Raw genomic sequence first — 25,606 nt, forward strand, 5'->3', positions numbered from 1 at the left:
CAACAAGTGTCGTCCGCGAACAAGGGGCCACACGGAAGTGCGAGCCCAAGCCAGAGGGCAAAATCCCACGCGGACGGCCCAACGCGAAAGGCAGGTGTGCTATGGAACGCGAAAACGCATGGAAGAACTACGACGAGGAAGCCTTAGCCGAGCTTGAGAAGCTTAGCAAGGGCTACATCGATTTCATATCAGAGAACAAAACCGAGCGCGAAGTGACGGCCGCATCGATCCGCATGGCCGAACAAGCGGGCTACATGCCGCTCGAGCGCGCCGTGAGCGACAGCCGCGCGCTTCACGCAGGTGACAAGGTGTGGGCGCACATGCAAGGCAAGGCGCTCATGCTCGTGCAGCTAGGAAGCGCCCCGCTGCAACAGGGAATAAACATCTTAGGGGCACATGTGGACAGCCCACGTTTAGACATCAAGCAGAACCCGCTGTACGAATCGGGCGACTTCGCGCTGCTGGACACGCATTATTACGGTGGAATTAAGAAGTACCAATGGGTAACGCTTCCTTTGGCACTTCACGGGGTAGTTGCCAAAACCGACGGCACCGTGATCGATATCTGCATCGGCGAAGACGAGGCCGACCCGGTGTTCTGCGTAACCGACATCCTGCCGCACTTGGGTGCGCAACAGATGGAGAAGCCCGCAGCGAAGATCGTCGAAGGCGAAGACCTCGACGTGCTGGTAGGCAGCCGTCCGGCCACGCAGGCTCGTACCGAAGACACAAAGCATACCGACGCTGCCGCCAACGATCCCGCAACGCCTGCCGGAGCCACCGATAAAGAAGGGAGCACAAAAGACCCGGTAAAGACATACGTGCTTTCTCTCTTGCAGCAGAAATACGACATCAGCGAAGAGGACTTCCTGTCCGCCGAGCTTGAGGTGGTGCCCGCCGGACGGGCGCGCGAACTCGGGTTTGACCGCAGCATGGTAATCGGCTACGGACAAGACGACAGCGTATGCGCGTACACCTCGCTGGTAGCGCAGTTAGATGCGCCAGCCGAGCTGAACAAAACGGCGGTGTGCCTCCTAGTCGACAAGGAAGAGATCGGAAGCGTCGGAGCCAGCGGCATGACATCGCGCTTCTTTGAGAACACCATGGCCGAAATCTTAGCGTTGGCCGACGAGCAGCTTGCCGGACGGCGCGCCGAAGTTGGCGGCGGCCTTGCGCTACGCCGCTGCCTGGCGGCGTCGAGTATGCTGTCCTCCGACGTGTCGGCAGGATTCGACCCACTATATGCGGGCGTGTTCGAAACGAAAAACACCGCATATTTAGGCCGTGGCCTGGTATTCAACAAGTACACGGGGGCGCGCGGCAAAAGCGGTAGCAACGACGCTCGTGCCGAATTCGTGGCACGTGTGCGCCGGGTGATGGACGATGCGCACGTAAGCTTCCAAACCGCCGAGTTAGGGCGCGTCGATGCGGGCGGCGGCGGCACTATCGCCTACATTCCCGCTGAATATGGCATGGACGTCATTGACTCGGGTGTGCCGGTGCTGTCAATGCATTCGCCGTGGGAGGTAACCAGCAAGGCCGACATCTTCGAAGCCTACAAAGGCTACGCAGCATTTTTAACGAACGCGTAAGTTAGAAAACAAACCATCCGGCTATCTGCGCATAATCTCACTGGATCAAGCCCTCCATGCGCAGATAGCCACCGTTCACTCACCCCTCCTTATACCCAACCTCCGATATGCAACGTTCGTTCACAACGCTTGAGCACCCATTATTACGGAAGCGTAACGACGATGTGACGATTTAGCACTCTCGCTTCACGAGTGCTAATAATCGTGCCATACTCTTTGCGAACCAAAAAACGGTCCGGTTCGAGACCCCCGATGCGAGGATGTAAAGCGCAAGCGATACGGAAGGCATGTAACAGCACCACCTGTACAGGGTACACACATCACCCGCCTGCGCTCATGCATCCACTAACTCGGCGCATCGAAGCCAAACCGGCCACGACGCACAAAGGAGTTGACACTCATGACGAAGATGATGGTAACCACACCGCGCAATGCCCACCGCAGCCTACTCAACGAGCTGATGAGCGATCCGTTCGATGCCTTCTTTAACATGCCGGCCATGCCCGCGCAGAAGATGGCACCCACACTCATGCGCACCGACATCAAGGAAACCCCGACCGCCTTCGAGCTGACTATCGATCTGCCTGGCTTCAAGAAAGAGGACGTAAAGATCGAGCTGAAGGAAGGTAACCTGCACGTATCTGCTGAAACTCGCAGCGAGTCAAGCGACACGGATGAGGCTGGCACCTACGTTCGCAAGGAACGCTTCAGCGGAAAGTGCAGCCGCACCTTCTATGCCGGCGAAGACATCGAAGAGGACGAAATCCGCGCCCGCTTCGAGAACGGTGTCCTCAGCATTACGGTACCGAAGAAGCAGGAGCAGCCCAAGCTGGAAGAGTCGAGAAGCATCGCCATCGACTAAGCTGCCCGGCAAGCGGTAGCCGACAACTGCACCATGCAGCTCACCGGCTACCGAACCAGCCCCCCTTGGGTGAAGCAACCCCTTACCCCATTTCGCTTCACCCCTTCTTTCTCCTTCAGGAAAGCGGCCCACGTGGTCGCTTTCCTGCGTTTGGAAGCAAGCACGCAGCAAATCGCGCTGCAAGCCTTGCCGCATCCGACAGCCGCGCCACCTGCGTCTATCCTGCCACTGCGTTTTCTTACATGCGCTTCCAGAAATCCTGCGAAAGCTCCTTGCGGTTGGCACAACCCGTCTTCTTAAAAATGTTGTGCATGTGCACCTTCACCGTATTGAGCGCGATGCCCATGCCCGACGCAATATTCTGATTGTCCTTACCCGACAGCGCCTGCCCCAACACCTCGCGCTCACGCGCCGACAGCCCATAACGACGCGCATAGGCAAGCAAGTTCTCACGCATCTTCTCGTCATCAGGGCCATCCTTAATGGCAGTTGGCTCGTGAAAACGCATGAGCAGCATGCGTGCTGCGTCACGACAGGCAAAAAAGGCGCAGGCGAGCAGCAGTACATTTTCGGCGTAGTTTCGCTCTGAGCTTATAAGAACTGGTCCAATTTGGAAGTACGGCGTATCGCAAATCAAAAACCCGTAGACATCCTCAATGACAATACAGGCACCCAACACGACCAACGTGGCCGCAATCCAGCGCTTCCGCCACAGACGCGCCCGTTCGAACTCGTCTTTCGTGCGGAGGAAGCGCATAGTTGCCGCGCAGAGCATCCACAGCAAAAACACGCTACGCAACGTATAGAATGCAAAGCGCTGAAACCCGCTATCAGGAAAGCCCACCAGCACGAACTCGCTCAAACCAATGAACACCAGGCCAGGCACGATGCGCATCGCTTCACGCGTATCTCCCACGTACTCGCAAATGATCAGCCAAAGCGAAACGAGAAAACCCGCACCGGTGAAGATAACCAAAAACGACCGAACGAGCAAGTACGTGCCGTCGTGTACAAATGCCGCATCAATGTGCTCCATGAACACGTCTTGAAACACCAGTACCACATCGAAAAAGTACGACAGGAAACCCGTGAAGGAATAGAGCATCATTTTGCTGCGGCCTACCAAAAACGCCGACAAGCACGCCGCAGCCGCCAAACACGATGCGAGCAGCGTGAGGATCATCTCGTAGAACAGCAGTAGTTCCATGACGCTCGACCTTTCGCTCACATCCACGGGGGATGGCGTCTACATGAATAGTCTTCAGGTGATAATCGGACGCTTGCCAACACCCAAAGCAAAACTCGAAGATTACTTCACTTGAAACTCAAAAGCCGAACTCAAACCATTTGCGCCGCGCGGTGGAATCGGGTGCTTTTTGCTTTCATAAACACGCGCGTTTCGTTCAACAGGATTATCTCAAAAAGGAAGCGCTGCGTAAACGAAAAGACGCGTTTCTGATTTTCGCACATATACTTTCATCAGGCGTTTATTGAGGGATTAGCAAGTTTTACAAACACGTTAACCACAAGATACACCAAGCCGTGCACCCCCGTTAATCCTTCACGGCACGCCAAAACCATGCAATGGTGGCTATGTAGTAACACGGGAGAGGGACATCCAAACAAGACAGAAGCGCAACACCTTCGATTCGCACCCTTGCAGCACGATCGCTGCGCTTTGACGTCCGCCAAAGTTCTGCAGCGTGAAGCATAGATGTACCGTTCGCATCCATTGGGAAGGACCCTTGGAAAACGACCAGAAAAGGAGGGGCTATCATGTCTGACGCTGCCAAGAAAAGCAGAAAGAAACGCTCGATATCTTCATTCACCATTCTTTTGATCATGTTGGTGGTTCTGGCCATTCTTACGCTCATCATGGCGTTTACCGGAACCGAAGGCATTGAGGGGGCAACGCTGTCAGGCGTGCTCACTGCTCCGGTGAAGGGCTTTACGGACGCTTTACCCATCTGTTTGTTTGTTATCATCCTCGGTGGCTTTTTAGGTGTTGTCACCGAAACCGGTGCGCTTGATGCCGGCATCGCGGCGCTGGTAAAAAAGATGCACGGCAACGAGCTTATCCTCATTCCTATCCTCATGTTCATCTTCTCCATTGGCGGCACCACCTACGGCATGCTCGAGGAAACCGTGCCATTCTACCTGCTGCTCGCGGCGACCATGGTGGCCGCCGGCTTCGACAGCATGGTTGGCGCATCCGTGGTGCTGCTGGGCGCTGGCTGCGGTGTGCTGGGTTCCACGGTAAACCCGTTCGCCATCGGCGCTGCGGTCGACTCGCTGTCAGGCACCGGCCTTGAGGTAAACCAAGGCATTATCATCGGCTTGGGTGCTGCACTGTGGCTGATCTCGTTGGCTATTTCAATCGTGTTTGTCATGCGCTACGCAAAGAAGGTTAAAGCTGACAAGGGTTCCACTATTCTGTCGCTGCAAGAACAAGAAGTCATGAATAAGGAATTTGGCGAGGAAGCCAAAGCTGCACAGGAAGCCAAAGCAGACCCAAACGCAAAGCTACTCAGCGGCCGCCAGAAGGCAACGCTTATCGTGTTCGGCCTGACGTTTTTGGTCATGGTTATCAGTTTCATTCCGTGGGAAGACCTTGGCGTAGATATGTTTAACGCCGGCGCTGCTTATGAAGAGGTTGCCACCGATGTGAACGGCGACGAAATTACCGCCGTATACGACGAGGCCACCGACTCTGCCTTAACGCTTAATGGCGAAGCTTCCGGTGTTGCTGTTACCGAAGAGCAAGTGTCGAGCAGTTGGTCATCGTTCCTGACGGGCCTCCCGCTTGGTCAGTGGTACTTTGACGAAGCATCTACGTGGTTCTTGCTGATGGCAATCATCATCGGCCTGATCGGCGGCATTTCCGAAAGCCGCTTCGTGAAGGCGTTCGTTAACGGCTGCGCCAGTATGATGTCGGTCGTGCTCATCATCGCACTCGCCCGCTCCATCACCGTACTCATGGCTGAAACAGGCCTGTCGGTTTGGATTCTCGAGAACGCCGCCAACGCACTGGCTGGCATGTCGGCAGTTATCTTCGCCCCACTGTCATACCTGCTCTACATCATACTGTCGTTCCTGATTCCGTCTTCGTCGGGCATGGCAACGGTGTCCATGCCCATCATGGGCCCCTTGGCAAGTCATCTCGGCTTCTCTGTTGAGACAATGGTGGTCATCTTCAGCGCCGGCAATGGCCTGGTGAACCTGTTCACCCCCACCTGCGGTGCTATCATGGGCGGCTTGGCAATTGCTAAAATCGAGTACTCAACCTGGTTGAAGTTCGGCGCGAAACTATTCATCATCTTGGGTGTGGTCAGCATGCTGGTTCTCACCGCAGCGATGGTTATCTTGCAGTAGCGCATTGCTAGCCTGCAAAGCCGCACAGCCGCGCAAATCGCACGGATTGCGAAAAGCGAACTTTGCCGCACTACAAACGGGAGACGTCCACTTCGGTGGGCGCCTCCCGTTTTACCATGCATAAATGAGTTCCCTACTCAGCGGCCGAGCCTACCGCGCCTATCGCACCTACCGCTTGGGCGCTTCGCCGTCTAAGATACCCCGTCTAAGATGCCCAGCGCAATCTCGTAGCCACCCGCACCGTAGCTTAAGCACTTCGACACGCGCGCGATGGTAGTGGCCGACGCGCCCGTTTCCTCTTCGATAGCCGCATACGACTTCCCCGCCGACAATAGGCGCGCCACAGTCAGGCGCTGTGAGGTGTCCTTGATCTCGCGGATAGTGAACAGGTCCTCCAGCAACGCAAAGATGGTGTCTTCGTCGTTAAGCTCGGCAAGCACGCGCAGCAGATCATCGACTTCCTTCGTTCTGATTTCGGCCATAGCTGTGCCTTTCTTACGAATAGAACAAGATCTCGTTGTAGGTGGGCACGGGCCACAGCGCGTCGTCAACCAGAATTTCCATGCGATCGACCGCCGCGCGCAGCGCATCCATAATGGGAATGATTTCGTGGGCGTACGTATTGGCTTTCTCCTGCCCGTTCTCAACCTCAAGCACCGCATAGTGCGCCGTGTGCAGCGCCTCCAGATGCTCGTTGATCTCGTCGACACCGCCGAGCAGTTTGTTCAGCAATGTTTCTTGCTGGCGCACCGGCGCGTTCGGAGCAACGGCCTTGATGGCGGCGATGTTGCTGGCGATGCGGCCCGCATATTCGTTGATAGCGGGAAGGAACATGCGACGCACCATGCGCTTCATCGTGCGCACCTCGATGTTCATAAGCTTGTTGTACTTCTCCAGCTTCACCTCATAGCGGCTGCGCGCTTCGGTTTCCGACAAGATGCCGAACATCTCGAACAAATCGATACTGCGCTGCTCGATAAAGCACGGCAGCGCTTCGGCTGTGGTCTTGTTATTCGCCAGACCGCGACGTGCGGCTTCTTGTTCCCATTCGGCAGAATAGCCATTGCCGTTGAAGATGATGCGACGATGAACACGCAACGTGTCCTTGATGTAGTTAATGGCAGCCGCCTCGAATTCCTCGCCGCGCTTGCCCTCCATGGCATCGGCGAAATCCTTCAGGCTCTTGGCCATAGCTGCATTCAAAATGGTGTTGCAGTCAGCCAGGTTCACCGCACTGCCCGGCATGCGGAACTCGAATTTGTTGCCCGTAAACGCAAAGGGGCTGGTACGGTTGCGGTCGGTGTTGTCCTTCAGGAAGTTCGGAAGCACATCGACGCCCAAATCCATGGATACCTTGTGAGCACTTTCGTACTCGCGATCACTCACCAACGCTTCCACAATGGCTTCTAGCTCGTCACCCAAGAAGATCGACACGATGGCAGGCGGTGCCTCGTCGGCACCCAAGCGATGATCGTTGCCGCACGAAGCCACCGACATGCGCAACAGCTCCTGATAGTCATCGACGGCTTGGATGACGCCTGTCAAAAACACCAGGAATCGCAGGTTCTCCATGGGGTTCTCGCCTGGGTCAAGCAGATTCTTCTTGCCTGCCGAGATAGACCAGTTGTTGTGCTTGCCACTACCGTTTACTCCAGCGAACGGCTTCTCATGCTGCAAACACACCAAGCCATGATGCGAAGCTAAGAGCTTCATCTTCTCCATGGTGAGCAGGTTCTCGTCGATACCACGATTCGTGGTGGTGAAAATAGGTGCCAGTTCGTGCTGGGCGGGTGCTACTTCGTTGTGTTTGGTCTTCGCAGCAATGCCAAGCGCCCACAGCTCGTTGTCGAGCTCCTTCATGAACTCGTTCACCGTGGGGCGAATAGCACCGAAGTAGTGCTCTTCAAGTTCTTGGCCCTTGCACGGGCAGTAGCCAAACATCGTGCGGCCGGTGAGCACCAAATCGAGCCGTTGCTCGTACATTTTCTCAGAAATGAGGAAATACTCCTGCTCAGCGCCGAGTGTGGTGGTCACGCGCTGCGGCCGCTCGCCAAACAGTGCCAGCACGCGGTTAGCCTGCACATCAATTGCTTTCATCGATCGCAGCAGCGGGGTTTTCTTGTCGAGCGCCTCGCCGGTATAGCTGCAAAATGCCGTGGGAATGCACAGTACTTCGTCTTTGATAAAGGCATAGCTGGTGGGGTCCCACGTGGTATACCCGCGCGCTTCGAAGGTGGCACGCAGACCGCCCGACGGGAAGCTCGACGCATCAGGTTCGCCTTGAATAAGCTCCTTACCCGAAAATGTCATGATGGCGCGGCCGTCGGGTTTCGGATCGATGAAGCTGTCATGCTTTTCGGACGTAATACCCGAAAGCGGCTGAAACCAGTGAGTGTAATGTGTGGCGCCCAGTTCGATGGCCCATTCCTTCATGGCATGAGCCACCACGTTGGCAACTTCGGGGTTCAGCGGATCGCCATCCTGTACCGTCTTCATAAGCTGCTTGAACGTTGCGGAAGGCAGGCGCTCCTGCATCGTATGAACATCAAACACCATAGAACCGTAAATTTCGGAAATGTTCGTCATGTGACCCCGTACTCCTTACACCATGTCAGCCGAGAAGGTAACTCTCATACAATAGCACGCCTGCGCAAACAAGCGCAGCGACATTGCACCCTTACCAAAGTAACGTCGCAATGTTTCGCGCCGATTGCCGCAGGTTGCTGCAGGTGAAAAAGCCTCTTGAAGCACCCCGAGACCCATAATACGCGCACACAAGGAATCTCCGATAATCCAAGTAGATCCCTTCGCCCACCACCAAACGCGAACGAACTGTTTTTCATCGACGCTTCTCGCCCAAAAATAAGTTTCGCCGACTTGAAAAGCCGGCGAAACGAAAACTTGCTGCGTGTTTGAGTTTAGCGCTTGCTGAACTGCGGGCGCTTGCGGGCCTTCTTCAGACCGTACTTCTTACGCTCGACCACACGGGCGTCACGCGTCAGGAAGCCAGCCTTCTTCAGCTCGGCGCGATAGTCGCCAGCTGCCAGCAGGGCGCGGGAAATGCCGTGACGCAACGCGCCAGACTGACCCGAAACGCCACCGCCATTGATGCGGGCGATAACGTCAAAATGATCAACGGTGTCGGTCACCTTGAACGGAACGAGCGCGGCATCAAGCAAGGCCTGACGGCCGAAATACTCTTTGCCTTCGCGACCGTTGACGGTCACCTTGCCGGTACCAGGAACAAGACGCACGCGGGCGACAGCATTCTTGCGACGACCGGTGCCGTAGTACAAAGCTTCACCTGCCATGGGTTAGTCCTCCATCTTGATCTCGCGGGGCTTCTGAGCCATATGCGGATGCTCCGCACCGGCGTACACCTTGAGCTTTTTGCCCTGGGCGCGGCCGAGCGTGTTCTTCGGCAGCATGCCCTTCACAGCATGTTCGATAACGCGCTCAGGATGCTTGGCCATAGCCTCGGCGAAAGTTTCGCACTTCAACCCACCCGGATATCCGCTGTGACGGTAGTACTCTTTACTGGTTGCCTTCGTGCCAGTCAGACGGATCTTGTCCGCATTAATGATAATCACGAAGTCACCGGTGTCCACATGCGGCGTGTACTGCGGCTTGTGCTTGCCCTTCAGAATGTGCGCGGCCTTAGTAGCGACGCGACCCAAAACCTGATCCGTAGCGTCGATCAAGACCCATTCGCGCTCAACTTCGTTGGGCTTCGCGTAATACGTCTTCACTCTACATTCCTCCAATAAGCTCTTTCGCCTGTGCGGTTTCCCACCAGGCGGCCATCGCTTGCCGAAACCAGGAGAAGCAGCCTCGTTTCGTTTCTGCAATGAATGTCGTTTGTCAAAAGTGCAGCTCAAACGGATGCTGGTTTCCTACGCCAGCACGCCACCTTCGGGCCTGGACTACCTAAGGCAACGGCGCTTCCGCCCATTGCTGCATGCACGGGGCTTTTGATAAGCGAACTTTTGCATTGTATCCGCCCTCATCAGGCAAAGTCAACGGAAAAATGAAGGTATATTCGCGATCTGCACATTATCGGAAAATTGGCGGGGTCTTGAAAGAGTATGCCGTAATAGAACCCTCTCAATCCCCCACTGTCTTGCGCGCTCAGCGCATATTATGCGCGCGGATTGTCGACGATGGTGGCTTCAACCTCGATCGGATCCGCTGTGGTTGGCGCATCCGCAGTTGGTGCACCGCCCTCGGGTGCCGAAGCGGCAGGTGTTGGCGCAGGTTCCGCCGCAGCCGCTTGCGCAAACCATGCGGCACGAATGTCGTCGATAGACCGTCCGCATCCGCTGCAGAACAAGTGATCGCCAGCCACGCGCGACCCACAGAATGGACACAGCGGCGACTGCTGCGCCTCGGTCTGCGCCTGCTCGGCGAGATTGGCTATTTGAGCTCTCACCTGTTCGCGCTCAATGTCGAGTGCAGCAATACCGTCGTAAAGCCGCTCACGCCCCGCACGCATATCTGGGTCATCTTTTGTGTCTTCGTACAGACTTGCGCCTAACTGAGCAGCAAGGCTTTGCCGCTCCCGGGTTATCTCGCGCAAGCGCACCTCGTATTTCAGGTTCTTGGCCGCACGGTCAGCCACATTGGTTCCGCGGCTCAAAGCGGCGCTCATCGAGTCGAGCAGATTCATGGGACACCTCTTCCTGACAACATTCCTGTATACATGAAGCAGCGCATAGCGCGCATTGCTTCCTTATAACATGGCGCATCGCGCGGCGCACACTATCGGCGATGACAACCTGCCGCAGCTCATCGCCCACAGCATCGTCGCACAGCGCGTCGCGCTACCGCTTCGGCGTGTTCTTCGGCGCGTTCTTTGCCGCGTTGGCCTCGGTCTTCACTACCAACACGTCGCACGCAACACCGCGCACCAGATTAGTGGACACGCTGCCCACAAACGCATACTTGAAGTTCGACAGACCACGCTCACCGCAAATAACCAGATCAGGGTTGCATGGTTCAATCAGCCGCGCGATCAACGTATCGGCAACACGACCTGCACGAACCTCTAGCTCAACCGACTTGATGCGCGGGTTTTTGCGCGCCATTTCAAACACCTCAGCCAGATCAGTCCTGATTCGCTGTTCAGCTTCGGCACACAGCTCTTCAAAATCGACACCCGACGCCTCGTATGGAACGGAATCGATCACGTGGCCAAAAATGAGCTCGGCTTCGTTATGGTCGGCAACCTCAATTGCCTTACGGGAAACGAAATCCTGCGTGGATGAGCCATCTAACGCTACGAAGATACGAGAATGCAACGACATCTTAGCCCCTTTCTTCGGAAAACCTCCTGCAGCTTCATTGTAACGCGCCGACAGCAAAGCCCTTCCCAAAACACACAAGCCTTGCTGAACGGTAACGAACGGTAACGAACTCGTAGCATACACGTAACGCGCCCTCGATCGAATCGCGACCGCACTCACATCGCTCTCGTTCGTAGCACCTACCCGGCGCTACACGCCCACGCCTGCGCCTACAAAGAGCCCAACGACGTAACCAGCAAAACGCCCCCAATGGCAATAAGCAGCGCATACGTAAGCGTGAGGAAGCGCTGCTGACTGATGCGAGCCTGCAGCTTATTGCCCAGAAACGTCGCGAGGATGGCAAGGGGCACACAGCAAGCAATTACCTGCACCACATCCGACGTGAAATGCCCTTGCTGGAATGCGATAACAGCATAAATAAGATTCAGTATGGCCCACACCATAGACAGCGTGGCCCGAAACTGCTGTTTGTCGCGTATTTTCTGCACGGCATAGATAACCAACAGCGCACCGCCCGACACGAACATACCCTGAATAAGCCCTGCTCCCATCACTACAGCAACAAGCGCCCCTTCGGGTAGGAACCGCTGCTGCTTCTGCATCAGGTTCTTCACGCCCACCGCCACGATGACCACACCGTAAATGATCAGCAGCGCGTCGAGCGGCAGCACGGTGTCAAGCCAAATTCCCAACAACACGAACGGCAGCATAATGCCCACGATCTTACCCAGCTCACGCCAGTTCACGTGTTTGATGTTCATCACACCCAGCAAACCACACGCAAAAAAGCCCATAGCATTCAGCACACTCACCGATTCATGGAGCCCCAGCGTATGCGTACCCACGGGCATACAGAAAATGTTGCCCGCAAAGCCCGTTATGGCTTGCATCGTGTAACCAAATAGAAACGCAGCAAGAAAAATCACTTTATTCATATGTGGTACAATCCTCGGATACTCAAACTATTTCGCGATAGCGCATTGGAGTGAAGGGGTTCTTAGTATAGTACGAAAGCTCGCGATGCGCCTATCGCGAATCCGTCCTACTTCTTCTGTAATGCGCGAACCGCGAGTCCGTCTCATGCGCGCCGCACCCGTGCAACCCACGCCGCAGCCCGCACGAGTGTTCGCTAATGAGAAACGAGTGTGCCGTGACAGATTTTGCCATCACTATTGCGGGCGATTCCGCGTTGAACCTGGAGTTCGCCACCACCATATCGGCTCAAACAAGCGGGCTCATCAGAACAGCTGCTCAAACACTTGAGCAAGACCCTATCGAAGGTGTGCGCGAACTGGTTCCCACCTTCTGCTCGCTCATGGTCATCTACGACCCCTGCGCCATCGGCTTTGATGAGCTGGTGGCAAAAATCCGCGGCAAGCTGCGTAACCTAAACAGCGCCGAGAACGAAGTGCGGCGCATCTGCGTCATTCCCGTGTGCTACGGTGGCGCGTTTGGCCCCGACATGCAAACGGTGATGGAACATTCCGGTCTTTCCGAGGATGACGTGGTGCGCATCCACACCGGACACGACTACCTTATTGACATGCTGGGCTTTCTACCTGGTTTCGCTTATCTGGGCGGCCTTGACGAGCGGCTCCACACGCCACGCCTGGCCGTTCCCCGCACAAAGATCGAAGCGGGATCAGTGGGAATCGGCGGTGCCCAAACAGGTATCTATCCGCTCGACTCGCCCGGCGGATGGCAGATTATCGGCAGAAGCCCCGTGCGCCCGTACGACCCCACCCGCGAACAACCCATTCTGTACTCGGCGGGAGAATACCTGCGCTTTTCACCCATAACTCCTGAGCAGTATGCGGCCATCGAAACGCAGATCACCGCCGGCGAATACGAGTACGAGTTCATTGTGGAAGGAGCGTGAAAACATGGGCGTCACCACCATCAAGCCCGGCGTTCTCACCACCGTGCAAGACTGGGGTCGCAGCGGTTACATGGGCAGCGGCTTCTCGCCTTCGGGCGTCATGGATACCCGGGCTTTCCGCATTGCAAACCTGCTGGTCGACAACTCGCAAAACGCCCCTGTTTTGGAATTTTGCCTGGCCGGACCTACGCTGCGATTCACCACGAACACCTTTATTGCCATCACGGGCGGTGATTTTGATCCGAAAGTCGACGGGCGCCCCGTGCCCATGTACGCAGCGGTATTCGTGCGCCGCGGCAGCGTGTTGTCGTTCGGCGCACCGCGGCGCGGCATGTACGGATATTTAGCCGTTGCCGGCGAGAGCTTCCGCGTACCCGAAGTCATGGGAAGTCGCTCAACGAATTTGAAATGCGGCATCGGCGGATGGAAGGGTCGCGCGCTGAACACCGGTGACTACCTTCCTTTCGAAACGAAAGGGCTCGATTTCCTGCCAAACCTCGGCTCGCATGCCCTGAACGGCGACGCGGCATTCTACGGATTCGACGAAACTGAAACTGTGCTACGCGTAGTACCAGGGCCGCAAGATTCCCTGTTCACCGAACGCGGCATGGCAACGTTTTTCGAAGAACCGTTTTCCACCACCACAAAATGTGACCGTATGGGGTTTCGCTTAGACGGCCCAGAAATTGAAACAGTTAATGGCTCGGACATTATATCCGACGGCATTGCCTACGGAGCTGTGCAGATACCCAGCCATGGGCGGCCCATCATCATGTTGGCCGACCGCCAAACCACAGGCGGCTACGCAAAAATAGGCACAGTTGTCTCGGTCGATGTCCCTAAACTGGTGCAATGCGCCCCGGGACGCACTATACGCTTTAAACGCATCAGCGTACAGGAGGCCCAGCAGCTCTTCCGCGAGGAAGCGCGGCACATGAAAGCGTTGGAGAAAATGGTGAGGCGCCCGTGTTCAGGTGGTATATCGCCTCGCCGAACTGCACGCCGACTCACCCCCATCCTTGAAGCACAGGCACTCGCCTCCGACGGCGAGAAGCTATGGATCGAGCTGTCGCAGACCGATGCGCATAAACACGCCACTGCACGCGGCGAACAAGGGTAGCTTTGGTAACTCTGGTAACTTTGCGTAGCCGCAGGCTTTTGTGAACGAAACAACTGCGACTGCGCAACCGATAGAAGGAGATACGTATGGAAACGGGCAACATCAAGGAACTGTTGGCCATCATGGACGAAGGCGAGCTGTCCGCGCTGCGATACGACGACGGCGACGTAAAAATCGAGCTCGAGCGCACACCCGGTTCGATATCGGCAACCACCCTGCCGCTCATGGCCGAGCGCGTTGGGCAGCTGTTGAACACCCGCAACGATCTCAGCGGCATCACCAGCGGCGCAGCGAGCGCCCCCACCCCTGCTGAAGACGACTCGGTAACCGCCGTGAAAAGCCCCATGGTAGGAACGTTCTATGTAAGCCCGAGCCCCGACGAGGAACCGTTCGTGAAGATTGGTCAGGAAGTGCTGACTGGCCAAACGCTCGCCATCGTCGAAGCCATGAAGATGATGAACGAGATAACCGCCCCCGTTCCCGGCATCGTGACCGAAGTGCTGGCGGCCAACGGTACGCAGGTCGAATACGACCAGCCTCTGTTCCTCATCGCCACTGAGGCAACCGCATAGCGCACCGACGATCAGGAGACAGACCATGTTCACCAAGGTCCTCATCGCGAACCGCGGAGAAATCGCCGTTCGCATCATCCGCGCCTGCCGGGCAATGGGTATTAAAACGGTTGCGGTGTACTCAACCGCCGACCGTCACGCGCTGCACACCTACCTTGCCGACGAGGCAGTATGCATCGGCCCTGCTCCCGCACGCGATTCGTATCTGAACACCACCGCCATCTTAGCGGCCGCCGAAGGAACCGGTGCCGATGCTATTCACCCTGGTTACGGCTTCCTTTCCGAAAACTCCACGTTCGCAAAGCTCTGCCGCGACAATAACATCGTGTTCATTGGCCCCACCCCCGAGGTCATCGACCGCATGGGCAACAAGAGCCAGGCCCGCAAAACTATGATGGACGCCGGTGTTCCCGTGGTACCCGGCACCAAACGCGGCCTTCACGATGCCGATGAGGCGTTTGCCGAAGCACAAGCCATCGGCTGGCCCATCATGATCAAAGCGTCGTCGGGAGGCGGCGGCAAAGGCATGCGCGTATCGTTGGACGAAAGCGATTTCGTTGACCAGTTCAACATCGCGCAGCGCGAAAGCGTGAATGCCTTCGGCGACAACACCATGTACCTGGAACGCTGCGTCATGAACCCGCGTCACGTTGAAGTGCAGATTATTGCCGACAACCATGGCAACGTGGTGGCACTCGGCGAACGTGACTGTTCGGTACAGCGCAACCACCAGAAGATGATCGAGGAAAGCCCCTCGCCGCTGCTCGATGAAACGCTGCGCCGCTCTATGATGGACGATGCCGTGAAAGCGGCGCGTGCCGTGGGCTACTCGAGCGCAGGTACTATTGAGTTTCTCATGGACGAGAACCGCAACTACTACTTCATGGAAATGAACACACGTATCCAGGTTGAGCACTGCGTCACCGAAATGGTCACGCACATCGACCTGATGGGCGAGATGATCCGCGTGGCAGCCGGCGACGAGCTGTCGTTTACGCAAGACGACGTGCGCTTACAGGGCCACGCTATCGAATGCCGCATCAATGCCGAAACGCCCGAGAAAAACTTCATGCCTTCGCCGGGCGTCATTTCGCAAATGCATCTACCCGGCGGCAACGGCGTGCGCGTGGATACCGCTGCCTACGACGGCTTCGAGATTTCCCCCTACTACGACTCCATGATCGCAAAAATAATCGTGCTCGGCCGCAATCGTACCGAAGCCATCGCCAAAATGCGCACCGCCCTTGAAGAGATGGTGGTGGTGGGCGTTCACACGAACCTCGACTTCCAGTTCGCCATCATGGAAAACGAAACGTTCAAAGCGGGACTCGCCAATACGAGCTTCATCGAGAAATTTCTCGCCGGCGAAGTGTAGTGGGCATGGCGAACACATTTCGCAGCAAGCCAACCCCGCCCCCCGTTTAACCACATCCCGTTTCGGAAAGGAAGCAAAACCATGACCGAGAACCACACGCTCACAAAGCCTGCCGGTGTAGACGACACCGTATGGCAGCAGATGCTTTCCGCTACGCCACAGCAAGCACGCCACCTCATCCGTAGCGGCGCATACGCAGCTCCCACCAGCGGGCTGTGCCCCGGCTACGCCCAGGCAAACCTGATTGTGCTGCCGAAAGAGCAGGCGTTCGATTTCTTGCTGTTCGCGCAACGCAACCCCAAACCCTGTCCGCTGCTCGAAGTAACCGAGGTTGGCAAGCGCGAAGCTACCATTTGCGCCACCGACTGCGACATCGCCACTGACTTCCCCAAATACCGCATCTACGAATATGGCCAGCTGGTCGCCGAAGTTGACAGTGTCGCAGACTATTGGCGCGACGACTTGGTGGCCTTCGTAATAGGTTGCTCGTTTAGCTTCGAAAGTGAGCTTATTGAGGCGGGCATCGAAATGCGTCACAACACCATGGGCTGCAACGTACCCATGTACCTAACCGGCGTTGCATGCACGCCAGCTGGCAGCATGAGCGGCAACATGGTCATGAGCATGCGCCCCATTCCCTACAACCAGGTAGTGAAGGCCACGCAGATATCAGGTGCTATTCCTAAAGTACACGGCGCACCCATGCATATCGGTGACCCCGCTGCTATCGGCGTGAAAGACATCAACAAACCCGAGTTCGGCGATGCAGTGGAAATCCATGCGGGCGAAGTACCTGTGTTCTGGGCATGTGGTGTCACGCCGCAATCGGTGGTTATGAGCAGCAAACCGCCGTTTGCCATCACTCATGCACCGGGGCACATGCTCATCACCGACACGAAGAACGTCGATTTGAAGGGTTAGAACGCTCGGGAGCCTTCCTGCATACGCGCCACGGTGGAAAGACGCTTCACTCCACCACAGCAGTACAACAGCGCACCGGAAAAACCGCACGTAAAGCACTTATGTTTCGTCCGTTGTAACAGTAATTTACCTGCGTGTGGGTACAATAGTGGTTCAAGTCTGTGCCTTCATAGGTTCGAAGGCACAGAAAACCGTAAGCTCGGAAGAGCAGAAAGGAGGGGAATCGTGAACAAGTTCGTCGAAAAGCTGAAGAACATCGGCCCGGGCGCGCTGGTGGCTGCTGGCTTCGTTGGCCCTGGCACCGTCACCACGTGCACCGTTTCCGGCGCAAGCTACGGCTACACCATGCTCTGGTGTCTGCTCTTCGCTACAGTTGCCACGATCATCTTCCAGGAAATGGCAGCCCGCGTGGGCATCATCTCGCAGAAAGGACTCGGCGAAAACATCCGCGACCGTATCCCCAATGCAGTGCTGAAGTGGATCGCCATCATCATCGTCATTGTTGCCATCTTCGTGGGCAACGTTGCCTACGAAACTGGAAACATTACCGGTGGCACCTTGGGCATTCGCGCCATCAATTCCGACCTGCAGTTGATCCCCATCGTCATCGTGCTTGGCTTGGCCGCATTTGCCTGCATGTGGTTCGGTGGTCGCAAGGTCATTGAGAAGGTACTCACTGCCATCGTCGTATTTATGGGTGTGGTTTTCCTCGTAACCGCCCTCGCTTCCAGTCCCGATTGGGGCGCAGTGTTGAAGGGCCTGTTCACTCCTCAGATTCCCGAAGGTGCCGGCATCCTGACTGCCGTAGGCCTCATTGGCACTACCATCGTGCCGTACAACTTGTTCCTCCATGCCTCATCGGCAGCCCAGCGCTGGACCGACCCCGAGCATGTGAGCGACGCGCGTTTCGACACCGCACTATCCATCGGCTTGGGCGGCATCATTTCCATGGCTATTCTCATTTGCGCGGGTGCAAACATTTTCGGTACCGGCGTTGAGGTCAAAAACGGCGCCGACATGGCCGTGGCACTGTCGCCGGTGCTGGGCGACTGGGCAACGTGGCTGATCGCTCTTGGTCTTCTGGCTGCCGGTTTCTCCAGTGCCATGACTGCCCCGTATTCGGCTGCCTACGCCGTGAACGGCGTTTTGGGCTGGAAGAAGTCGACCGATGACATCCAGTTCAAGGCTATATGGGTTGTCGTGCTCCTGTGCGGCTGTGTTATGGCCATCGTGTGGGGCTCCAGTCCCACGCAGCTCATCTTGGTTGCGCAGGCGGCAAACGCCATCATCCTTCCCATCATGGCGTTCTTCGTTCTGTACTGCGCCAACAGCAAGGATTTGGGCACGTTTAGAAACCATGCGTTCGCAAACGTCTGTGGCGTGCTAATTATCGTTATCACGTTGTTCATGTGCTACCGCAACATGAACGCTTTCATCACGTCGCTCACCGCCCTTATCAGCGGATAAGAACAAAAACGAACCGCCGGCAGCTTAAGGCTTTGTAGTTTTAGCCAGCGGATCACAGCAATAACTTGCCCCTGTGTTTCAGGCTCTACCTAAAACACAGGGGCTCTTCGTTTCACAGGTGTTCTTCGTTTCTTCTTCCAGCTTGTGACGTCGGATGAAACTACATCTCGGTAAAATCCCGCACTCCAAGCCTGTCAAAAGCAAAGGCTCACAATGTGCGAGCGACTATTGCCTATCGCCTACCCGGCGACCTCACATCAATACCCGCTATCTCGAGCGCCTCGCGTACCCGCTGCACAAACTGCAATGCATGAGCATTGTCGCCATGAACGCAGATCGTGTCAGCTTGCACCGTAATGGTTTTTCCGTTCACGCTTTCAATCGTACCATCACGCACCACACGCACCACGCGCTCAACCGCAAACGCCTCGTCGACGATCATAGCGTTTTCCTGCGTTCGCGGCACCAGCACACCTTCATCGGTGTAGTTACGATCAGTGAAGAACTCCTGTGCCGTTTGCATGCCGAGCGTGCGCGCGGCCTCAATCAGCTGACCGTTCGCCAGCCCCACCACCACCAGCTGCGGGTCGGCATCGTAGATAGCCTGCGCTACTGCATCAGCAAACGGCCGATCAACAGCGCAACGGTTGTACAACTGCCCATGAGGCTTTACGTGAGCCAACTCAACGCCTACCGCACGGCAAAACGCCTGCATCGCACCAACCTGATAGAGCACGTAAGCATATCCTTCGTCGGGCGACAACTTCATGTCGCGTCGTCCAAAGCCCTGTAAGTCGGGATATCCCGGATGCGCACCGATTGAGGTTCCCGCTGCAGCAGCACGTTGTACCGTGTTTCGCATGACAATCGGATCGCCTGCATGCATACCACAAGCAACGTTCACGCTCGAAACCAAGGGAATAACCTGCTCGTCAAGCCCCAGCGTATAACGACCGAAACTTTCACCCAAGTCGGAATTCAAGTCGACGCAATCCATCGCGCACCTCTTCCTAGTTATTTACGCAAAACAGCCTCCCCTATTGTACGACACAAAGAGGGAAGGCTGTTCGAAGCATTGATGCAGGTCTGCCACTACATCGGCGGGTAGCGCAGCACCAGATACACACCAGCAATCAGAACTGTAATCAGCATCATCGGGAAGCCAGTTTTCGTGAACTGCATGAAAGTAATCTCGTGGCCGTTCTTCTTGGCAATATCGGAGAGCACCACATTGGCCGAAGCACCGATAAGGGTACCGTTGCCACCCAAACAGGCACCAAGGGATACCGCCCACCACAAAGGCGTTACATCCATGCCGGTAGATTCCATGGTCAGAAGAATCGGAATCATGGTGGCAACAAACGGGATGTTGTCCAGGAAGCTGGAGATTACAGCCGAGCCCACCAGCAACACGAGCATGGTGACAAACACGTCGCCGCCGGTTGCAGAGATAAGCGCGTTGGCAAGCATCTCGATAACGCCGGTTTCAGCCATGGCGCCCACGATGATGAACAACCCGGCGAAAAACGATAGCGTTGTCCATTCCACCTCATGCAATGCACGCTCAATGCTTTCGCCCGAAATGAGCAACAGCACGCCAGCAGCCGTAAGTGCAATGACGCTCGACTCAACATGAAGCGCACCGTGGGCCATAAAACCAATGACCACAAACACCATCACCACAACGCTTTGCTTCAGCAGGCGCATGCTCTTAACCTGATCGTACTCATTGAGCTCCATGATGCGCTGACGCTTTTCGTCATCAACGTGCATCTTCTTGCCGTACATAAGGTAGAACATACCGATAACCGCTGCCAAAATGACTACAACCACCGGCGCATCAACCATAATAAAGTCGGCAAACGAGTATCCCGCAGCCGAACCAATCATGATATTTGGCGGGTCACCGATAAGCGTAGCGGTTCCACCAATGTTCGACGAAAGAATCTCTACCATGAAGTACGGAAACGGATTAACCTCGAGCAGCTTACATACCGTCACCGTCATAGGTCCGATAAGCAGCACCGTGGTTACGTTGTCCAAAAACGCCGACAATAAGGCGGTCAACAGCACGAACAACACCATAATGAGCCACGGGTTACCCTTCGCGGCGCGGGCACACTTAATGGCCAGAAACTCGAACAAGCCCGACTGCTTCACCACTCCCACGAACAGCATCATGCCGAACAGCACGCCGAGCGTGTTCATATCCACGTGTTCACACGCTACGTCGAATGGCAAGATGCCGATCAACATAACGAGTGCCGCACCAGAAATAGCCGCAAGTGAGCGGTGCAGCTTCTCCGACATGATGAAGATCATAACCACCACGAATACCACGATGGAAACGATTTGACTCACATCCAACGGAACTCACCTCTTTAATCGTACAGGGCAGGTCGTAGGCACCACGAGGTTAGCTTACTTCTAAGTATGCCCTTTTCTATGCACAGTTTTTACATTCGGTACATTTTACCTCGATTGTAATTCGTTTATCCAAAAAACAAGGCCCTTGCAACGTAGCGTCAAGGGCCTTGTGGCTCTACTCGTAGTCTTATTTATTAGCTTGTCTTCCCCTGGGGCAACTTGGCATTCTCTTTCATTGCCCGCAACTCATACGTCATATCAAACACCAAATCGGGCTCGATGTCGGGATAGTATTCCTTAAATTCCTCCAGAGATTCCATTTGCACGAAATGCTGTTGGAACATATCGTGATAGCAGATGACAATCTTGTTCTTTTCCGCTTCTGCTGCGGCGGCCGCTTCAGCCTCCGCATCATAGCGATGGAAGCCGTCTTCTCTGGCCTTGTCGTACTCGTTAAGCACATACGATGTTGTCGGTTCGGGATCGCCACCGGGGAAGATACTCTTCGCCTTTTTTGTTCCCATGCGCGTACGAACATCGTGGATAATCATAAACGCAACAAGCGCAAATCCTACGTAGCCATTCAAGCCGTACAAGATGTTTACCAAACCCTGATACGGCAAGAAGCACGCAACAGCACAGCCAAGACAGCCGCCAATGATAACGAACAGGCGATACATTGCCGTACCCTCTTTGGCAATGCGACCAATGCCGGTCCACAGCAATGGAACCGAGGTGGTATAGATGCCGCAGAACACAATGAAGGCGTAAATGGTACCGAAAACTGGATTGATCTTGTTCGCCATAACCAGTGCAGGAATGTCGGCAACGCTCGTGTTCGGAATGTCAGCGATGAGCGCCAGCACACACAGGATGGTAGCAGCAGCGATAAACACCGTCGATAAGATCATACCGATGTTCACCTCGCGCAACCGGTTCTTAGCGCCCATTTCTGCAAGGAACGTGGCAAACCACAGGATAACGAAACCGGCGTATGATGCACCCGACGCGATGGGGTTACCACCACCAACCTGACTTATCACGTCGGAGTATTCGCCAGCATCAACAGCTGCCATGTTCTCTGGCAGATTCTCAATATTGTTGCCGAGTGAAATGATGGCCAGCGCGAAAATCATAACAACGATCACCGGGCCAATCTTGCCCAGCGCATTCACGATACCATCAAGACCGAATACAACGGTTGCCACTACTGCAACGGTCAGAATAATGGCACCAACACCGTTCGGCAGGCCCCATTGCTGCTGTGCGGTTGAGTTAGCGGCGCCGCACATCACAAAGAAACAAACATAACAGAATATGGCTGCGAAGTAATCATAGAACTTGCCAATATACTTGCCGCAGTAGTGCCCATAGATGTCGCCACCACGCTCAAGCTTAAGCCGGTTGCCGTTTGTGGCAAACGACAAGTTCGTGTACAAATAGATACCCATGGCCACAATAACGACCACGAAGAACAACGAGCCGTACGACGCGTCGTACTGCATGACCTCTTGCATGGTCGCAAAACCGGCACCGATGTAGAACGCGATGCACGCCCCGCAGAAGCCTATGATAGCCGCAAGGCTTACTTTCCCCTTTCCCATAACGCAATCCTCTCAAAACGTAACGACTTTGAATAGGTTTTACCGTTATTGCCAACATCGTAGGGTGCAACGCACTCTACGAAATAGCACACTGCTTTTGCAGATACCATCGTTTACATCATGCAGAATACACAAAACCACGGCCAAGTTATGTACTACTTGGCCGTCGCGATGTGCAGAATGCAGCCGAAAAAGAGGTGCCATTTCATCGCCATGGTTCGCTCATGAGCGATCTCATTTGCTAACCATGGTTATACTACCATGGTTAGCATAATTGAAAAGGGGTTTCTTTTATGTTAGCGATAATTTAACTATCATGTTCAGTAAGCGGCATTACGCCATGACAGCATGTGTTTCGATATAGGTGTTCAGCACTTCCGTAGCAAACTCGCGCGCGCTGCGCCCTTCCGATATACCCTGGACGATCGCACCATCTACAAGAATCGACACCATATCGGACGACAAGGCAACTCCACTTCGCGTGACAATTCGCTCGATAGCCCGATTCAGTGATGCCCTCCCCGTGCGATACGCTTCGGTAACACTCGGAGACTCATCTGCCAACAACAACTGCAAATAGTGCGCAGAGAGCTGCGTGTCCTCATTCGGTAAACACGCCTTCACCAATAAGTCAACCACGTTGGCACGGCATTTCGCACAATCCATCGATTCAGCCTCCGCTGCAACATTGTCGGCTCGCTGAATCCACAACTGCATGTTGTAACGGGCAGCTTCCTGAAGCAACTGAGATGTCGATTCGAAGTAATAACCAACGGAAGAAGATGCAGCGCCCGCCCACTTGGCAACCTTACGATACGTAACCGCGCCCGGCCCCTCTTCACGAAGCAACGCTGCAGCAGCTAAAACCAAAGAAGTCCTTGTAATTTGCGCTTTCAATGACTTCGGATTCTTCACTGCTTCGTTCATAACGCTCCCTCTGGTTTCAAGTACATTACGGTATCGGCGGAATTGCCGTTGGCAAGTATAGTGCCGCTTTGAAGTAGTCTCGAGAAAAAACCTGTCGAATCCGCAAATTGTCGCGTGATATAAGGGTCACAGAGGATCACAAAAGATAGAACACGATGAAACACGTATAGGGAGACACTGGCTGAAGCCGTCTTTTCATGTGTTAATCAGCAGGGATGACAGCATTAATCAGTGGCCACCTATACGCAATCGCGCCCCGCGTATGCGGGGCGCGATTCAAAACTCCTATGAGTTCCGAGTTAAACTCGTCCGAAAAAAGAACTAGTTCTGGCCGTGGATCTCGGTCAAGCTCGTGCCAGAGTGCTCCTTGGAGCAGATGATGGCGATGAGCGCGATGATGGCGATAGCCACGAAGTAGAAGCCGGGAGCCAGCTGGTTGCCAGTGACGTCAACGAGCCACAAGCAGATAGCGGAGCAGGAGCCGCCGAAGATAGCGTTCGCCAGGTTGAACGTGAAGGCGAATCCGGTGTAGCGAACCTCGGTGGGATATTGCTCGTTCAGGTAGCTAGCCAGCGTACCGTCGTTGATGCAGAGTAGCAGCGCCATGAACAGCTCGACAGCCAAGCAGATCGCGAAGTTCAGCGTACCGAGCAGCATGTAAGCGGGCACCGTGAAGATAATGAAGCCAGCAGCAGCGATAATCAGCATCTTCTTACGTCCGAACGTGTCGGAAATATGACCGGACAGGAAGATCATCGCGATGTAGGCAACCAAAACAATGGTGGTAATCGTACCGGCTTTAGCGGGGTCGTACAGCAAAACAGCCTCAAGGTAGTTCGGCATGAAGGTAAGCACTGCGTAGAAGCCGATGGCGTTCAGCATTGCAGAACCGAAGCAAATAAGGGTGGTGCGAGGATACTTGAAGATAACGTCGCGAACGGGGGTCTTGGCACCCGTGCCGCCCTCGGAGTGAGAAACCATTTCCTCATACACCGGAGAGTCGGTGAGGTGAGTACGGATGTAGTGCGTAATGTAGCCCAGCGGCAGAGCCAGCAGGAACGGGATACGCCAGCCCCAGTTAACCACGAAGTCAGATTCGGCACCGAAGATGGCGAACATGCCGGTTGCGAAGAACGAACCAACCAGCAGGCCAGTTGCGGTGGAAGCCGGAACGGCGGACACGTACAGGCCGCGCTTCTCGGTGGGAGCGAACTCAGCGATGAACGTGGAAGCGCCAGCATACTCACCAGAAGCAGAGAAGCTCTGCAGACAGCGCAGGCACAGCAGCAGCAGTGGAGCGCCAACGCCGATAACGGCATAACCAGGCAGGCAGCCGATCAGGAACGTTGCACCGGACATCAACAGAATGGAAATGGACAGCGCCCATTTACGGCCCTTCTTGTCACCCATGTTGCCCCAGAACAGAGCACCAATGGGACGAACCAGGAAGGACAGAGCAAAGACGGCAAACGCCGACATGGTGGAAACAAGCTTGTCTTCGCCGGGGAAGAACACGACGGCGATGACAGTTGCCAGATACGAGTAGGAAGCATAGTCAAACCACTCGATAAAGTTACCTAGGAAGGACGAGAACACGACCTTCTTTAGGGTTGCTTGCTGCTCAACAGCAGATACGTGGATTTCTGCCATGGGTATCTCCTTAAAACCTTTGGCAATGAACAATCGAGGGGCACCTGCACCACAGGCATAGATCATGCCGTCTCAAAAACCAGAACTCAAATCCCCTGTCTGATTTTTGGTCTGCATGACCAGCGGATGAATCAACCCCTCATCAAGGGGGGCTTGTTCTCTTTCGAGCAAGCCCCCCTTTGTCTCATGTGAAGCTGTTAGCCTCCAGTTGAGACGAGCTACGCGCTCACGCGATTAGTCGTTCCACATCTCCGGGTGGATCAGCGTCGGGTCGGCAACGCGGTTCGGGAAGTAGTCGAGGCACTCGCCCTCGCGGTAAACGTCAGCCGTGGAGCAATGCAGGCCGCCGCCGAAGGCGTAGGCACCGCGCAGGTCAACGGGGATGACGTTCTGACCGAGCTGGTCGGCCTGCTCCTGCTGATACTTCTCGGAAGCCTCGATGATGGTGGTGTCGGGGTCGAGCACCAGCACGTTCATGGACAGCCACACAGAGGAGTAGCACAGCTCGGGCGGCTCGGTGTGAGCCGGCTGAGCAGCGTCGACGATCTGCCAGTCGTTGGCTTCAAAGATTGCCTTCTGCTCATCGGGCAAATGA

General features: G+C 55.4%; 22 protein-coding genes and 1 pseudogene. 9 read left to right on the top strand and 14 right to left on the bottom strand.

Annotated features, from left to right (window positions below; all coding sequences use genetic code 11):
* Positions 1–101: 101 nt before the first annotated feature.
* Entirely contained in the window at positions 102–1,592 is a 1,491-nt protein-coding gene (locus G7Y44_RS04320; RefSeq protein ID WP_165247850.1) for an aminopeptidase, read from the top strand.
* Between the two features lie 400 nt (positions 1,593–1,992).
* Positions 1,993–2,454: an Hsp20/alpha crystallin family protein gene (locus G7Y44_RS04325; protein WP_241158092.1), complete on the top strand. Its 462-nt coding sequence runs from the start codon at positions 1,993–1,995 to the stop codon at positions 2,452–2,454.
* Positions 2,455–2,692: 238 nt separating this feature from the next.
* Here G7Y44_RS04325 and G7Y44_RS04330 read toward each other — a convergent pair whose 3' ends face one another.
* Complete coding sequence (locus G7Y44_RS04330) at positions 2,693–3,661, bottom strand: helix-turn-helix transcriptional regulator (protein ID WP_165247852.1); 969 nt, start codon at positions 3,659–3,661, stop codon at positions 2,693–2,695.
* Positions 3,662–4,230: 569 nt separating this feature from the next.
* On the opposite strand from G7Y44_RS04330, the gene G7Y44_RS04335 reads away from it, so the two are divergent.
* The gene (locus tag G7Y44_RS04335) at positions 4,231–5,826 is read left to right on the top strand and encodes a YfcC family protein (protein WP_165247854.1); all 1,596 of its coding nucleotides are present in this window, start codon (positions 4,231–4,233) and stop codon (positions 5,824–5,826) included.
* Between the two features lie 191 nt (positions 5,827–6,017).
* On the opposite strand, the gene G7Y44_RS04340 is transcribed toward G7Y44_RS04335, so the two are convergent.
* The 7 genes from G7Y44_RS04340 to G7Y44_RS04370 form a co-directional block, all read right to left on the bottom strand.
* Positions 6,018–6,308, bottom strand: a complete 291-nt coding sequence (locus G7Y44_RS04340; protein ID WP_165247856.1) for a YerC/YecD family TrpR-related protein — start codon at positions 6,306–6,308, stop codon at positions 6,018–6,020.
* Positions 6,309–6,321: 13 nt separating this feature from the next.
* A complete protein-coding gene (locus G7Y44_RS04345; RefSeq protein ID WP_165247858.1) occupies positions 6,322–8,412 on the bottom strand; it encodes a glutamine synthetase III family protein in 2,091 nt (696 codons plus the stop codon).
* 332 nt (positions 8,413–8,744) lie between these two features.
* A complete protein-coding gene (gene rpsI, locus G7Y44_RS04350) occupies positions 8,745–9,137 on the bottom strand; it encodes a 30S ribosomal protein S9 (protein ID WP_165043186.1) in 393 nt (130 codons plus the stop codon).
* 3 nt (positions 9,138–9,140) lie between these two features.
* On the bottom strand, positions 9,141–9,575 hold the full coding sequence (gene rplM / locus G7Y44_RS04355) for a 50S ribosomal protein L13 (protein ID WP_165043188.1): 435 nt from the start codon (positions 9,573–9,575) through the stop codon (positions 9,141–9,143).
* Between the two features lie 389 nt (positions 9,576–9,964).
* The gene (locus tag G7Y44_RS04360) at positions 9,965–10,492 is read right to left on the bottom strand and encodes a zinc ribbon domain-containing protein (RefSeq protein ID WP_165043191.1); all 528 of its coding nucleotides are present in this window, start codon (positions 10,490–10,492) and stop codon (positions 9,965–9,967) included.
* A 154-nt stretch (positions 10,493–10,646) separates the two neighbouring features.
* Positions 10,647–11,129 carry a universal stress protein gene (locus tag G7Y44_RS04365; protein ID WP_165247860.1) on the bottom strand — a complete coding sequence of 161 codons (483 nt, stop codon included), beginning with the start codon at positions 11,127–11,129 and terminating at the stop codon, positions 10,647–10,649.
* Positions 11,130–11,338: 209 nt separating this feature from the next.
* Positions 11,339–12,064, bottom strand: coding sequence for a sulfite exporter TauE/SafE family protein (locus G7Y44_RS04370; RefSeq protein WP_165247862.1), 726 nt, complete (start codon positions 12,062–12,064; stop codon positions 11,339–11,341).
* A 215-nt stretch (positions 12,065–12,279) separates the two neighbouring features.
* Here G7Y44_RS04370 and pxpB point away from each other — a divergent pair, with 215 nt between their 5' ends.
* The 6 genes from pxpB to G7Y44_RS04400 all read left to right on the top strand — a co-directional run bounded on the left by pxpB (position 12,280) and on the right by G7Y44_RS04400 (position 18,463).
* Entirely contained in the window at positions 12,280–13,008 is a 729-nt protein-coding gene (gene pxpB, locus G7Y44_RS04375; RefSeq protein WP_165247864.1) for a 5-oxoprolinase subunit PxpB, read from the top strand.
* Between the two features lie 4 nt (positions 13,009–13,012).
* Positions 13,013–14,128: a biotin-dependent carboxyltransferase family protein gene (locus G7Y44_RS04380; RefSeq protein WP_165247866.1), complete on the top strand. Its 1,116-nt coding sequence runs from the start codon at positions 13,013–13,015 to the stop codon at positions 14,126–14,128.
* 86 nt (positions 14,129–14,214) lie between these two features.
* The gene (accB, locus tag G7Y44_RS04385; RefSeq protein WP_165247868.1) at positions 14,215–14,700 is read left to right on the top strand and encodes an acetyl-CoA carboxylase biotin carboxyl carrier protein; all 486 of its coding nucleotides are present in this window, start codon (positions 14,215–14,217) and stop codon (positions 14,698–14,700) included.
* A 25-nt stretch (positions 14,701–14,725) separates the two neighbouring features.
* On the top strand, positions 14,726–16,075 hold the full coding sequence (gene accC / locus G7Y44_RS04390) for an acetyl-CoA carboxylase biotin carboxylase subunit (RefSeq protein WP_165043206.1): 1,350 nt from the start codon (positions 14,726–14,728) through the stop codon (positions 16,073–16,075).
* An 81-nt stretch (positions 16,076–16,156) separates the two neighbouring features.
* On the top strand, positions 16,157–16,996 hold the full coding sequence (locus G7Y44_RS04395; RefSeq protein ID WP_165247870.1) for a putative hydro-lyase: 840 nt from the start codon (positions 16,157–16,159) through the stop codon (positions 16,994–16,996).
* A 225-nt stretch (positions 16,997–17,221) separates the two neighbouring features.
* Positions 17,222–18,463 (top strand): Nramp family divalent metal transporter, encoded by a 1,242-nt coding sequence (locus G7Y44_RS04400; RefSeq protein ID WP_241159178.1) that lies wholly within the window; start codon positions 17,222–17,224, stop codon positions 18,461–18,463.
* 232 nt (positions 18,464–18,695) lie between these two features.
* On the opposite strand, the gene G7Y44_RS04405 is transcribed toward G7Y44_RS04400, so the two are convergent.
* The 6 genes and pseudogenes from G7Y44_RS04405 to G7Y44_RS04430 form a co-directional block, all read right to left on the bottom strand.
* Entirely contained in the window at positions 18,696–19,460 is a 765-nt protein-coding gene (locus G7Y44_RS04405) for a LamB/YcsF family protein (protein WP_165247872.1), read from the bottom strand.
* 95 nt (positions 19,461–19,555) lie between these two features.
* Entirely contained in the window at positions 19,556–20,830 is a 1,275-nt protein-coding gene (locus G7Y44_RS04410) for an ArsB/NhaD family transporter (RefSeq protein ID WP_165247874.1), read from the bottom strand.
* A gap of 194 nt (positions 20,831–21,024) precedes the next feature.
* Positions 21,025–22,434 carry a YkvI family membrane protein gene (locus tag G7Y44_RS04415; protein WP_206214394.1) on the bottom strand — a complete coding sequence of 470 codons (1,410 nt, stop codon included), beginning with the start codon at positions 22,432–22,434 and terminating at the stop codon, positions 21,025–21,027.
* Positions 22,435–22,767: 333 nt separating this feature from the next.
* The gene (locus G7Y44_RS04420) at positions 22,768–23,361 is read right to left on the bottom strand and encodes a TetR/AcrR family transcriptional regulator (protein ID WP_165247876.1); all 594 of its coding nucleotides are present in this window, start codon (positions 23,359–23,361) and stop codon (positions 22,768–22,770) included.
* Positions 23,362–23,682: 321 nt separating this feature from the next.
* On the bottom strand, positions 23,683–25,011 hold the full coding sequence (locus G7Y44_RS04425; protein ID WP_165247878.1) for an MFS transporter: 1,329 nt from the start codon (positions 25,009–25,011) through the stop codon (positions 23,683–23,685).
* A 234-nt stretch (positions 25,012–25,245) separates the two neighbouring features.
* Positions 25,246–25,606: pseudogene (locus tag G7Y44_RS04430) on the bottom strand (serine/threonine protein kinase); the annotation flags it as partial.

The sequence above is a fragment of the Adlercreutzia sp. ZJ141 genome (assembly GCF_011038965.1).
In the GTDB taxonomy this organism is placed as follows: domain Bacteria; phylum Actinomycetota; class Coriobacteriia; order Coriobacteriales; family Eggerthellaceae; genus ZJ141.